13 protein-coding genes are annotated in these 14090 nt (G+C 40.1%); 11 read left to right on the plus strand and 2 right to left on the minus strand.

Annotation, left to right across the window (positions count from 1 at the left end):
* Positions 1–79 precede the first annotated feature (79 nt).
* From LVD17_RS20385 to LVD17_RS20405, 6 genes are all read left to right on the plus strand, one after another.
* A complete protein-coding gene (locus LVD17_RS20385) occupies positions 80–397 on the plus strand; it encodes an HPF/RaiA family ribosome-associated protein (protein ID WP_233760854.1) in 318 nt (105 codons plus the stop codon).
* Between the two features lie 269 nt (positions 398–666).
* Positions 667–1509 (plus strand): universal stress protein, encoded by an 843-nt coding sequence (locus tag LVD17_RS20390; RefSeq protein WP_233760855.1) that lies wholly within the window; start codon positions 667–669, stop codon positions 1507–1509.
* 19 nt (positions 1510–1528) lie between these two features.
* Positions 1529–1651: a hypothetical protein gene (locus tag LVD17_RS28525; protein ID WP_255702497.1), complete on the plus strand. Its 123-nt coding sequence runs from the start codon at positions 1529–1531 to the stop codon at positions 1649–1651.
* 450 nt (positions 1652–2101) lie between these two features.
* A complete protein-coding gene (locus tag LVD17_RS20395) occupies positions 2102–3160 on the plus strand; it encodes a response regulator (RefSeq protein WP_233760856.1) in 1059 nt (352 codons plus the stop codon).
* Positions 3161–3334: 174 nt separating this feature from the next.
* Positions 3335–5071, plus strand: coding sequence for an ATP-binding protein (locus LVD17_RS20400; RefSeq protein ID WP_233760857.1), 1737 nt, complete (start codon positions 3335–3337; stop codon positions 5069–5071).
* 15 nt (positions 5072–5086) lie between these two features.
* Positions 5087–5833 (plus strand): phosphoribosyltransferase family protein, encoded by a 747-nt coding sequence (locus LVD17_RS20405; RefSeq protein ID WP_233760858.1) that lies wholly within the window; start codon positions 5087–5089, stop codon positions 5831–5833.
* Between the two features lie 36 nt (positions 5834–5869).
* Here the strand turns inward: LVD17_RS20405 and LVD17_RS20410 are convergent, their stop codons facing one another.
* Positions 5870–6379, minus strand: coding sequence for a hypothetical protein (locus LVD17_RS20410; RefSeq protein ID WP_233760859.1), 510 nt, complete (start codon positions 6377–6379; stop codon positions 5870–5872).
* Positions 6380–6734: 355 nt separating this feature from the next.
* Here LVD17_RS20410 and LVD17_RS20415 point away from each other — a divergent pair, with 355 nt between their 5' ends.
* The 3 genes from LVD17_RS20415 to LVD17_RS20425 all read left to right on the plus strand — a co-directional run bounded on the left by LVD17_RS20415 (position 6735) and on the right by LVD17_RS20425 (position 8602).
* Positions 6735–7238 (plus strand): P-loop nucleotide/nucleoside kinase family protein, encoded by a 504-nt coding sequence (locus LVD17_RS20415; RefSeq protein ID WP_233760860.1) that lies wholly within the window; start codon positions 6735–6737, stop codon positions 7236–7238.
* A complete protein-coding gene (locus LVD17_RS20420) occupies positions 7231–8235 on the plus strand; it encodes a hypothetical protein (RefSeq protein ID WP_233760861.1) in 1005 nt (334 codons plus the stop codon). Before LVD17_RS20415 ends, LVD17_RS20420 begins: the two co-directional genes overlap by 8 nt.
* A gap of 112 nt (positions 8236–8347) precedes the next feature.
* Positions 8348–8602, plus strand: coding sequence for a YtxH domain-containing protein (locus LVD17_RS20425; RefSeq protein WP_233760862.1), 255 nt, complete (start codon positions 8348–8350; stop codon positions 8600–8602).
* Between the two features lie 566 nt (positions 8603–9168).
* On the opposite strand, the gene LVD17_RS20430 is transcribed toward LVD17_RS20425, so the two are convergent.
* Positions 9169–9633: a COG2426 family protein gene (locus LVD17_RS20430; protein ID WP_233760863.1), complete on the minus strand. Its 465-nt coding sequence runs from the start codon at positions 9631–9633 to the stop codon at positions 9169–9171.
* A gap of 1053 nt (positions 9634–10686) precedes the next feature.
* On the opposite strand from LVD17_RS20430, the gene LVD17_RS20435 reads away from it, so the two are divergent.
* Entirely contained in the window at positions 10687–11697 is a 1011-nt protein-coding gene (locus tag LVD17_RS20435) for a hypothetical protein (protein WP_233760864.1), read from the plus strand.
* Between the two features lie 251 nt (positions 11698–11948).
* On the plus strand, positions 11949–14060 hold the full coding sequence (locus tag LVD17_RS20440; RefSeq protein WP_233760865.1) for a hypothetical protein: 2112 nt from the start codon (positions 11949–11951) through the stop codon (positions 14058–14060).
* Positions 14061–14090: the final 30 nt, after the last annotated feature.

Consider the following 14090-nt stretch of genomic DNA (forward strand, 5'->3'; position numbering starts at 1 on the left):
GGTGCGAAAAGCATAAATAGTTGCTTACCCGATAAAAAACGAGTAATATACAATATATTTAATTTTAAAGAAGATAGAGATGAAGACCATCATTGAAACACCCAATTTTAAGGCAAGACAAGAACTGTTGGATTTTGTGCAGGAAAAAACTGACAAACTGGACTTGTATAGTGACAGAATAATTGAAAGCAGGGTTTATTTAAAACTCAATAATTCAGATAATGGCGAAAACAAGGTTTGTGAAATTAAAGTACTCATTCCGGGCAATGATCTCTTCGCTTCAGCAGAAAGTACATCATTTGAGGAAGCGGTAGTTAAAGCCATAGAGGGTGTTAAACATCAGATAGAACGCTGGAAGGATTCCAAAAACAGAAAATCTCACTCTACACCATTATAATTCAAGTTTAAGTAAACTTTTGAGACGGCCCTTTCTGATCAGTCGCTTACCGATCATTAAGTCCAGGATTTTCAATCACACCTTCAGTAAACGCCTTTAAACTATTTACAACAGTACTATTAAAATATGATCAGTGTTTGCCAGCTGATATTGTAATATAAAATCAATCCGAAACCAGCACACGCACCTGTTAAAAATCACATGTGGTGTATGACGTTGATCATACTTACAAATTGGTCTATTTGTTAATTTTATAATAAATACTCAAAATGACTAATATACTGGTGCCATATGATTTTTCAGATCAGGCAGCCAATGCCCTCAGGTTTGCCTTGCAGTTTGATGAAACCCAAAAACGAACCGTACATGTTCTGCATGTTGTGGAGCTAATGTCCAGGCCTTTTCTGAATATTGAGGAAGAGGTGCTGACAGATCTGAAAGAGCAGGTCGAAAGTAAGGTCATTTCCAGATTTAACGACGAAGTGCTTGGCATGTTTTCATTGAAAGATATCAGAATAGAAGTGCAGGTGGCGTTTGGCCACATTTCGCAAACTATATTGAAGTTTGCCCATAGTGGCAACATGGACCTGATCATAATGGGTACCAGGGGAGTTTCCGGAATGCGCGAAATACTGATAGGCTCCAATACGGAGAAAATAACCAGAGCATCGCAAATCCCTGTAATAGCTGTGAAAAGTTTTGTAAAACCGGACAGAATAAAAAATATTGTTTTCCCAAATACACTGATGTCAGATGCTGATGAAGACCTTATTGTGAAAATAAAAGCTTTACAGCATCACCTCGGAGCCACGCTACATATAGTTTGGATCAACACGCCTACAAATTTTAAAAAGGACGCTGTGACAAGGGAAGAGCTTAAACGCTTTAGTAAATGGTATATGTTTAAGGATTTTACCATTAACATCTATAACGACATCAATGAAGAGGCGGGTATTATCAATTTCACTCATATGATCAATGCGGATATGATCGCATTAGGTACTCATGGTCGTAAAGGGCTGGCCCACTTGCTTAATGGCAGCCTTGCGGAAGATCTTGTTAACCATGCTGACGTACCGGTATGGACTTATACCATTAAGGAGAGTGATTAACCGTTAAACTATTTCAGCTATGCAACGATCACACTCTGATACAGATTACCTGCTTAGTGCAAGCCTGGATTCACTCCGTGCAGAAAGTGCCGCCTGGATCAGTGATGTGGATTTTTGGAGAGATAAGATGTTTTTTTTATAAATTATTAACAAAGAAAGAACCATCTCCGCATTTTCCGGCAGGCAGGAAGCCCTGGAGAAGGAGCTGCCCCGAATTAGTTATAGAGCCACACACCGCAAGCTCCTGATACACATACGGGAAGTACGTTTGAAAATTAGGAATTTCAAAAGAGAAATTTTTGCTTTTGTTGAAAAGTATGACTGATTGAATGCTTTCAAAAAAATCCTAACCTAAATCATAGTCAGTAGTGACTGGTATCATACGTCAAAAGACAGGTTTCACATAATTTAGCTTCAAAAAATGATGGGAGATGTATAGACTGCTTCTTGTTTTTTAAAAAGTTCAGTACAGGTAATTAGCATTGCTTGTTTGCTGAGGCAGAAGGAGGTAATTTGTAATTAATAGAAACAGGCATAATGTCTCCCGGTGTTTTGCAAAAACGTAGTTAAATCCTGTTAAACCCCATATTGTATGAGCTACACCATACTGCTAATTGAAGATAATCAGGACATGGCTGAAAATATCACCGGCATCCTTGAGCTGGCTCACTATAACGTAAAATATGCTCCCAATGGGAAAATTGGAGTGAGCATGGCTCAAAAAGATCCGCCAGATTTGATTTTATGTGATATTATGATGCCCGAACTCGATGGATATGGTGTGGTACATATACTCAGCAATAGCCCGGAAACTGCTGATATTCCTTTCATATTCCTTACGGCAAAAGCTGATAGAAGCGATTTTCGGACAGGTATGAATCTCGGTGCGGATGATTATATCACAAAACCATTTGACGGACTTGATTTGCTGAAGGTGGTTGAGACCCGTTTAAAAAAGAGCGAACTGCTAAAATTGAAATACGGAAATAAGCCTGATGATGTGAGCACTTTTTTCAGCAAGGCCAGAGAACTCAGGGAGTTTCAAAAGCTGTCGAAAAACCGTCCGGTACGCCACTATAAAAGGAAAGACCTGATCTTTATGGAAGGACAAAATCCCAATGACCTCTACCACATTGAAAAGGGCAGGGTAAAAACTTATAAGATCAACTATGATGGCAAAGAATTGATCACTGGTATTCATAGTGTGGGCGACTTTCTTGGATATGTACCCCTACTGGAAGAGCGGCCCTACAACGAAAATGCGGAAGCTCTTGAAGAAGTAAGTATTGCCGTAATCCCCAAAGCTGATTTCCTTGCGATTATCTATTCAAGCAAAGATGTAGCCCGGAAGTTTATCAAATTGCTTTCCAACAACCTGGAAGAGATGGAAAACCGCTTGCTGGATATTGCTTATCAATCGGTACGTCAGCGAGTGGCCAGTGCATTGTTGAAGATTCATGATCAATTTTTGCACACCGGGCAAGATGCTATAATAACCATAGCCAGGAGGGATATTTCCAATATCGTAGGTACGGCCACCGAATCATTAAACCGCACCCTGGCAGATTTTCGAGATGAAAAACTAATAGAGATATCGGGCGAAGGCCTGAAAATTATCAATAAAGCAAAATTGGAAAAAATTCTGCACTAATCTCCTCTCCGATAGTCAGCGGCTGAAAAACCGGAAACCTGACAAATGTCATAGTAAATAAAATGGGTATTGCGCTATTTTGGGGTTTTATCTGATTTTAGGATGATCAACATCATTGAATAGGGGTTATTGTGATCTTTACTTTTGTGAAATGGATATTGTTAGGTAGAAGAAATGACTTCGTTTAAAATAATACTTGGTGTACTGTTTGGTGCATTGGTTGCTGCAATGGCTGTTTTAGGACTCGTTTCATACCGCACTTCCCTCGTGGTGGAGGATACCTCACAACTGGTTAAGGACACAAGAACTGTAATTCATCTGGCAGAGGACATTTCATCACTTTCCAAGGATATTCAACTGGAGAGCAATGGCATTTTCGTAAGTAGCGATTCAGGTTATGCCAGGCCCTACCATGAGGCGCGGACATCAATACTGGGAAAACTTGAAGAACTGAAGGCCCTTTCAGGAAACAGGCCGGGCCAACTCGCCAAAGTACAGTCTGTTGAAGGGATCATACAAGAGTTGTTGACTTTTGGTGATTCAGCCTTGGTCTCCAGGCAAAACCCCGAAAATAAATTAATACACCGTATTGATCAGGCAAAGGGCCTTCGTAACCGCTTTACGATGCTTATTGATACCTTTAAGAGCGAAGAAAGTTGTCTGATGCATGCCAGGGAGGAGGCAAATACGGCCAGCATTGAGACCTTTGACAGACTGTTTCTCATGTTACTTATAGGAATGATACTGTTGTTGTTTGCGACATTTTTTACTATACGTTACAATTTTAATAAGCGAATACGCGTGGAACACAAGCTCCAAAACGCCAATGACCTGTTTAGCAAACTCTTTAACGAAAGCCCGGTTGGAATTGTAATCGCCCAAAGTGAAAGTGGCGTAATTACCGATTGCAATAAGTCATTTGAAGACCTGATAAATTATAGTAAAGAGGAAATGGTGGGTAAAACAGGGGTAGAACTAAATATCCTGGAGTCTGCTATTCAAAGGGAAGAACTAACGAGGGCTGCCAGAGAGCAGGGGAAGATCCAGGATATAGAAACATACCTGAAGCCAAAAGATAGGGACCCTGTTTGGGTAGCCATATCCATGCAGTTGATTCAGATTAAAGATAAGGATTGCCTAATGTCGGCGGTAGCCGATATAACGGCACATAGAAAAGCTGAAGAAAAAATAAGAAGTGCACTGGCTGCCGAAAAAGAGCTGAGTAAAATGAAATCTAACTTTGTATCTATGGCTTCACACGAATTCAGAACACCGCTCACCACCATTTTGTCTTCGGCTTTTCTACTAGAAAAGTATCTAAAGGACGAGCAGCAACCTGCTGTAATGAAGCATATTGCGCGAGTGAAATCCTCCGTGAATATACTTACTTCTATTCTAGACGAGTTTTTGTCTATTACTAAAATTGAAGAAGGTAAGATCCAACCTAAAATGGAGAAGCTAAACCTTAAAGAGTATCTTCAAAACATCTGCCTCAATTTTCGAAACTTTACCAAACCCGGACAAAATATCATTTATCACCACTTTGGCAAAGATGAAGCCTATTCAGACCCTGTGCTACTAGCCAATATTTTAAACAATCTTGTAACTAATGCCATTAAGTATTCACCTGAAAATACAGAAATTCAGGTTACGTCTACTCTGAATGACCATATTCATCTCAATGTTAAAGATAAGGGCATTGGTATCCCCGAAGTAGACAGGAAGTATTTGTTCGAGCGTTTTTACAGGGCATCTAATGCAGGTACAATACAAGGTACAGGCCTTGGGTTGCACATCATGAAGCATTATGTGGATATGCTTAATGGCTCAGTGGAAGTGATAAGCGAAGAGGGTAAGGGTACTGAGTTTAAACTTGACTTTGAGAAAGTATGCCCGGAAGGTGAGATTTAGACCATTTCTTTTGGAATGAAAGATAACAATCATCAGACACGTGTGATAGACGTCATTGATGACCAAGGTTTGATTTGGTTAATTTCAGAAAACGCTAAAATCATGGATGGGCTTACCGAAATATTGCTTAGAGACAGAGAGCATGCAGGAGAATTACTCAGCATGAAACTCAGGGCTTGTAAAGAAGATCCCAACACAGTAGTGGTAGGCATACCACATGGCGGTGTATGTGTAGCATGGGTTATTGCAGAAAATTTGAAACTTCCTCTTGAGGTGATGCCTTGTCGCAAAATCAAACATCCTACCGATAAAAACAAAAATATAGGCTCCGTAAGCTATTCGGAAGCCTGTATTCACGATTGCCCCTTCGATGTGCCCCAGGACTATATTTATCATCAAATGGCCTTACTGAGGCATGCCATTAACTATCAGCAAAAGATATATTACGGCGATACAGAACCCATCTCACTGCAGTATAAGACAGTAATTCTTGTAGATGATATTTTGAAAGCCAGGGATACTATGATTGCCTGCCTGCGTGAGATCAGAAAGCAAAACCCGCTGAAAATCGTCGTTGCCGTGCCTGTTGTAAATGTTGAAGCCGCAAGGACAATAAGCGAGGAAACTGATGATTTCATTTTTTTGCGAATGAGGAACGAGCTGGAAGGCTTGGATCGCTATTATTCAAGCTTTCCTGGTGTCAACGATGAGGAAGTCAGAGTACTTTTAAAAAGAACAACCGAAAAAGCATCGTGCCCGTGATAACCATTGGTGATCAATAGCCAGTTACGGTAATACCTATAAAATCTCCCTGATTATATAGGTATTTTGGTTGTGAAAAAACAATTCACCTGTTCTTTTTCCTTTCATTTGATTAAACAGAGCACTTTCGGTAGATATACAAATAATGTTTTCTCCATTAAACCAGAACGGTTCCACACTGGAAGATACAAATATGGTATTAACATCGGTAATAACTATTGCCCCCAGCTCCACCTCCCGGTGGTCCATGTAATTGACAGACCGCAGGTACCGCAACCTGTTCATTTCCAACTGGGCAAAGATCATGGCATCATTGAGCAGATCTATCTCGTCAAGGTTCATTAATGATTTGGAGCCATTCAAACCTGATTTAGTTTGTTGTTTTTGGCTAGCCAACAACGATTTGATCCGCTGGGAGAAATCATCCATTAACAATTGCTGCTGCCTGATACAGGAGTTCATGATTTGCTCCCTAATCTCTCTTTTTTCTATCTGCGCTATCATAAAAGCCAATGTAATGAAGTCCTGCCCCCAGAGGAATAACATTTATTACGGATTTTCAAAACCTTCATCATGTCGGATAAACGAACAGAAGCCTGTGTCTAAGCTATAATTATCGACATAATCCTGTAAAAGGTGATATCTATCATGGGGGAGTGTCTATGAGCGTCATTAACTTTTTTTTAGAATAACACCACCTTTACTGGACTGCAGTAAGGTGGTGAATGCCGGTGAGTACTAAGAGCAGAAGAGAGTGTTTGGGAATAGGTATAAAACAACAAGCAGGTTGCGCTATTGTTATAAGAGTAACTATGGAAATTGATATGAAATCGTATGGAACAAGTAAAAGCATTCTCAAAACCAAAACACTTGTTAAGAAAACAAATTTAAGATTATACTCATGATTGTACTAGTAGCAGGTCTGCCGGGAAGTGGTAAAAGCTATTTTGCTGTCCAACTGGCATCAAAAATGGGAACTGATTATGTAAATAGCGATCGTGTCAGGAAAGCACTGGGAGCTTGGGGTAAATATGCCTTTAAAGATAAACTGGAGGTTTACCGCAAGATGGTTTCACTTGCCGAAAGCTCTTTAATGCACGGTAGGGTCGTAATTGTAGACGCTACTTTTTACCTGCAATCTATGCGCAACATGTTTATAAGCCTGGCCCGACAGCATGCGAGTGTTATTCACCTGATAGTTGTACATGCTGACGAGCATCTGATCAAACAGCGATTAAACCTACCAAGAAAGGATAGTGAAGCAGATTTTGAGGTATATAATCAGATAAAAACAGAGTTTGAAGAGTTTACGTTTCCCCACCTTCAGCTGGAGTCGACTGATAATAATATAGAAATTATGCTAAACAGAGCATCTAACTACCTGGAAAGCAAACGGCATGAATGAAGATGAAATAGCATCACTTACCAAAAATGGAATATACAGAGGAGAACCTTTAAACGGTGAGCTTGAAGAGACGCACATTTCCTGGGTAATACTCACAAAAGAGCATGTATTCAAACTGAAAAAGCCTGTAAAACTTTCATTTCTGGACTTTTCTACCCTGAATCTTCGCAATAAATATTGCGAGAGAGAAGTTATGCTGAACAGCCGCTTTACCGATATTTATGAGGCTGTAGTTCCTGTTTATCACTATGATGATTTATGGTATCTGGCAGAGGGCAACGGAAAGATAGTGGACTATGCAGTGCAGATGAAAAGGCTGGCAACAGCCAGAAGGATGGACAACATGCTCAGACAAAACAAGGTGAGAACCGGAGACGTCAGCATCCTTGCCCATCAGGTAGCCGCTTTTCATAAAAATGCCGATAAGATTTACCGGCCTTTTGAGTTGTCAACTGCCCGTGCCCTGTTTAACGATATTGGTAATTGCATAAACCTTGTAGAAAAGGAGATAGGCCCAGCCGGTGCGGAAACAATAGAGCAATCCATAAAATGGAGCGATAACTTTCTGAATCACCATGCCGGGCGATTTCAGGATCGGATCGACACAGGTTTGGTGAGAGACGTACATGGTGACCTTCATAGTGGTAATGTATTCATTTATAAAAAGCCAGTGATATTTGACTGTATAGAGTTTAATGATCAATACAGGCAAATCGATGTATTATATGAGGTGGCCTTTATGTGCATGGACCTGGAAGCATTTCATCATCCACAACTGGCAGAGGTATTTCTAAAAAGCTACAGCAACAATTTTCCATGTTTTGAAGTCAATGAAGATGAGGCAATATTCAGGTACTTCAAATGCCTGAGAGCAAATGTCCGGGCTAAGGTGCAGGCATTAAGTATTGGTCAGAGTCATAAAGAAAGGGAAGTCCGGGGCCATATCAGGAAGGTGGAAAAATATATCAACCTTATGAAAGGTTATATGAGGCAATAACGAGCAACGTGCCGGATTAACAAGATAAAAATATTTCCTACTGATGACACACGTCATCGACTATATCTAAAACAGCCCTTAAATTAGCTGGTACAATAAAACAACTACACCTATGAATACAGGAAAAGCAATATTAGGAGTAATGGCAGGGATTGCCGCGGGTGCCATAATTGGGGTATTACTTGCCCCGGAAAAAGGCTCAGATACCAGAAAAGTCCTTTTGGGCAAAGGTGAAGACTTTGCAAAGGATATTAATAAAAAGATCGACAAGAAATTTGATGAGCTTATGCACGCCATTACGGCCAAGTTCAGGTCTGCTCAAAACGACCTGATAAAGCCTAAAAAGAATAAGGCGGAAGTGTCGTAACGGTAGAGGTATGGTTGTATCAGCAATGAGAGCATGGTTGCTTGGAGAGGTATCAGACCTTTAGGAAGTTACCGAACCATTAACTATGGCGGAGTTGCCCATACCTGTACTAAAAGAGTAGAAAATACTGGCCAGGATTTTATGTTGCGGTATCTGTCATATGGAGTCTGATGAAATTGAGTGCCGGACTCTCTCGTATCTAAGAGGTCATGTGTTGGAATAAACTTACAGGATTAATGCTGCAACTCAAACCCGTAGGCCGACTGGTAGTTAATGCCATCAGAAAGGAGCCGGGACGATCAGGATGCGCTGCTCAAGATTGCCAAAATTCCTATTAAACCGCAAGAGGAAACCAATTATTCCGAAAAGCCGGCCAAGTCCTTTTGGATCTCAGACATAAACATATAATAGAGGCTAAAGTGCTAATATGTAGATAGTTTGACTGCTCACATTTTGCAGTGTACCATTCATCGCTTCAGCTTTGCTCTGTGTTTTCAGACAGTTCGTCATCACCAACCACAGAGTATTGGTCACTGTCAATCTGATTACCATTTATCGAAATAAGGTTATATCAGCTGAATACCCTTATTGCCGAAGTAAGCTCCCAAAGTCACGATAAGGCAAGAGATAATTACACCGAGGCTGATAGCCGTGAAAGCTCTTTTTGCCGGTATTTTGAACAGAATAGCTGCAATAGACCCCATATAAGCACCGGTAACCGGCAAGGGGATCATCACAAAAATCATCAACCCCCAAAAGCCGTATTTTTCTATGCTGTTGCCCACAATATTCTTAGCCCGGCGGGAGAGGCGTATACTTTGCTTTTTATATAAAGAATACTTCCACATTTTTTGGTCAAAAGCTTTTACAATGGTGTGCATGATTGGAAACACCAGAAGGTTGGCAGCAAGCCCTGACAAAAATGCCAATATTGGAGGTACGCCATTTAAAATGCCGTAAGGAATACCTACACGTGCCTCACCTAATGGTGAAATGCTGAATAAAATTGTAAAAAGAATGTCTGTGAACATACTAAAAACAGGCCGAAAAATAATGTTTAAAAAGTTATTCTCATGTTCGGGATGCAACAAAAAAATAGCCTGAACAATTGCACAATGTAAATACAAATTCAGGCATCAGGGTAAGCTGCATGCTTCTTGTTTTTGATAACGCAAAGCTGAAGAAATAAGTTAAAATAATCTGACTTTTTTCGCGGTTTATTTTTATAATTTACCATTCTAAGTTTACAGGGTATAGTTTACCATTTCACCACAAACACAAATCACTTCGGTCTCCGGTCTCCCGACTCCGAGCCATAACCACTCCCCAAATACTGATCACCTGTTACAGATCACCGTTTACCATTTCACCACAAACACAAATCACTTCGGTCTCCGGTCTCCCGACTTCGAACCTTAACCACTCCCCAAATACTGATCACCCGTTACAGATCTCCGTTTACCATTTCACCACAACACAAATCACTTCGGTCTCCGGTCTCCCGACTTCGAACCTTAACCACTCCCCAAATACTGATCACCCGTTACAGATCTCCGTTTACCATTTCACCACAAACACAAATCACTTCGGTCTCCGGTTCTCCCGACTTCGAACCTTAACCACTCCCCAAATACTGATCACCGTTTACGATTTACCACAAACACAAATCACTTCGGTCTCCGGTCTCCCAACTCCGAGCCTTAACCACTCCCCAAATACTGATTTACCTATTACTTATAACCGTTTACCATTTCACCACAAACACAAATCACTTCGGTCTCCGGTCTCCCGACTTCGAACCTTAACCACTCCCCAAATACTGATCACCGTTTACGATTTACCACAAACACAAATCACTTCGATCTCCGGTCTCCCAACTCCGAGCCTTAACCACTCCCCAAATACTGATTTACCTATTACTTATAACCGTTTACCATTTCACCACAAACACAAATCACTTCGGTCTCCGGTCTCCCGACTTCAGACTTAAACTTCACCACCAACGCAATCACTTCAGACTTTGCAAACTCACCATCTTATCCTAAATTCACCGGCGGAAAGCCCCGGAGCCTGTTGGCAATTGCATGACAAACCACATCCAAATATTATCTGTACATATTCAACTGCTAAACGAGCTGCATTTTAAGAGGAAGCGGCATGTCGGCAGGATGATGCGAGAACTAAACAGCTTACTGGTTGGTGCCGGTCAGCAACTTTCAGAAAGCCAGAAGAAGAGAATAGCCGTATATACTGTGCTTGGTTTGTATGTCAACTCCTGCTTTGCCGCCCTAAGAGGCAGGAAGCTTGGCAAAACCGAAATAAGGAATACGTTACACCTAAGCATACTCACTCCTCTGCTTGATGATCTCACTGATATTTTGAAGCTATCTTCCAGTGAAATATTAGAGCAGCTCAATAATTATAAAGGTGGCCATGCGCCTGAAATGCTACTGCCAAAGTACCTGTACGACCAGATCAGGGATAACTGCAATAAGGATTTATTTTACCAAACATTCAGGCAGGCGCTTATTGCCCAGGATGAAAGTCTGCTTCAATTGGAAGCCCCACGGCTATCCGATGAGCAACTAAGCAAAATCACTTACGAAAAAGGAAGTATCTGGACAGTTTTGTTCAGGCTTATGCTTACCGGTTCCTTAAAAGCCAATGAGCAGGAAGCCATTCTTCTGTTCGGTCACCTCATACAGTTGACCAATGATATGTACGATGTCTATAAAGATCTTCAAAACGGGCAGCAAACCCTTTTTACCAATACCCACGATATCAGGCATCAAGAGCAGGAATATGATCAACTCATTGAAAGCATGACACAAGCCTTTTTGTCGTTGGATCATGAGCAAAAGCATATCAAAAAATGCCTGCGCAAGCTCAGCGTTATTACCTCATTGGGCAAGCTATGCCTTGAGCAACTAAAAAGCCGTCAGGCCAAAACCAATAACATTTTTATACCTGCCAGCTACACCCGCAGCCAGCTTGTTTGTGATATGGAAAAGTGGTCTAACAGGAGGAGGTATGTTGGCTTGCAGTTGGAGGTTGGTAGGCTGATTAGCAGACTAATAAATTTACACTATAAATAGTAATAGATTCGTAATTTATCAGATTCCTGTTTTCCCATTCTTATTAGCAGTGCTTGGCAATGATAATTTAGTCTGGCGATTAAACCCGTAATGCAGCTTTCCCATCGGCAGGCATCATACAGCTTAAAGGAGCTTCTTTTATATTATAAACGTACATTCTAAACAGGGAAAATGGTTTTTTGACATTTCAATTATAATTTTTGATATTTGTTGTTTTTTGTTTTTGTGAAATTTTAAGAAAATAATTTAGGATGAGAGCTAAAATGCTACTGCTTGGATTCGTTATACTTTTGTTTAATGCTTGTAAAGAGGATGACTCCGACTCTGTTGATCCCGTTTTGGAGGATCCAAATTTTGATGAATTTAATATTGTAGAGTCTATAACCTTTGAAAACGAAGAAATTCCTGCTTTTTCCCGCATAATAGTAACGTTTCACTATCCTATTGGCAGTGAAGTAACACTATCTGATAAAAGGATTACTTATAGACCAAAATTCGGTGAATTTGATGTCGTCGCTTTTGATTTATCTAATGCATTTTTTGAATGGAATGCCGATTCCACTCAACTGAGCATCGAACCAGAAAAAAGCTGGCGTATCGATCAGGAAATGAGCTTTAGTATTACCACATCCTGGGAAAGATTAGTAGATGGTGAGTGGGAAAGGAGAGGTACTGATATATTAAATTCTACGCTGACAACTGGTGTAGTTCCCGAGATACTGGGTACTGTTTCAATCGCTGAAGATGATTACCTTAATATTTTTGAAAATATTCATTTTAGTACTCAACTGGACCTTGATAAGGCTATAGACGGCTTTAAGCCTTTTATTGATGATGTTTTAATTCTTTATAAAAATGACACTCTTTCCACCTCCTTTGAGGTTGCTGCGAATACCCGTATGATTGAGATAGTCCCTGAATCACTTTTACCAGTTTCAGAATTAAATGAAGACTTAACACTCATTATTGAGGCAAGCTGGAGAAAGCAGGTAGACGGAGAGTGGGTGAAAATTACCGGAGAAAAAATAGAGGTAAACTTTAGTGCAAAACTGGATGAAATTGAGATCGAGTTCTTACCTAAAGAGAATGAAGGTAAGGTAAGTGTTTATTTTAACCCATCGTTAAAATTCAATTATTCCATGGGCGAGCCTTTGGATTTAAACTCAGGTATAAGACCAAACTATACAGTAATAAGGCTGGAGGATAGCAATGCTCAGCAACCCAATGCCGATATAGTTTGGTCTGAAGATAACAGTTCAGTTGAATTTAACATGATTGACAGGCTTCCGGAAAATGAGACAATGACTTTTTTAGTAAATGTTTATTGGGAGAGGTTGGTCAATGAGGAGTGGCAATCACTGGGAGCTGAATACCAAAATCAACATGAGTCAGTATTCTATACCAATTCAAAGGAAAATTCAGAATTGCTAAGCATTTCCGAATTTGACTACAGCTACCCGATGCCATTTCAGATTAATTTTCTTAAGGCAGAGTCTGACCAGGGGTATATCAAATTAAAAGCAGTTGATAATGACATTGAAGATCTTATCATAAATACACCGGCTATAGATCTTTATGCAGCTTTTAGAGATAAAACAAATGCTTACAATATTGAAGTACCATTGATGTATGATAATGAAAAAAAGCAGTTTGAATTTAGCGTCCCAAATGATTTGCCAAATGATGAAATGTTACAGTTGGAGCTATGGGGACATGATGGTGCAAAGCCAATAGTACTCAGTAAAGTTTATTTTGGTACTAGTGCGTATAATACACTTCAGGACAGGATTGATGCAATGACTTTTGTTTCCGGGGCACGCAGGCCCTTAAGGCCAGGGGTACATGAATTGCTTAAGACATACCTGGAAGGAGAAATGTTTGATTATGCTGAATTTGAGACACTAATTTCAATGAGGGCAAATCTTGAAAGTAACGATTATTTCAGTAATGAAATCTATCCGTTAATATATGATGGAATTGAAAGGGGTGAGCTTGATCTTAGCTGGAGAGATGACTCTGAATATGGGTTGATTCCTGAAAATGCTGTTTATTTAAGACAATACCCTGGTGATAAAGAAGCTAGTTATACAGATTATATAAATGGTTACAGACCATATATCACTGATCTTGGCGCTATGATTTATAACCTCGTGGATATATATGAAAGAGATTATCAAGACTTAAAGGCTCAAATAAATAATATTAGCAGCGCAGAAAGAAGTGACTGGATGAATCAATTGCTATCATCGTCTTTCCCTGCCATAACCAAGGGAGATTATGCCTTTATCATCAGTTATACACTCCCCGGTACAGGAGAAGTAACATCTGAGGTTTCATTGAGTGTTACCAATCCGGTGGACTAAAACCTTTTATTCGGTTGTCACCTTCCATAT

The organism is Fulvivirga ulvae (genome assembly GCF_021389975.1).
Lineage (GTDB): Bacteria > Bacteroidota > Bacteroidia > Cytophagales > Cyclobacteriaceae > Fulvivirga > Fulvivirga ulvae.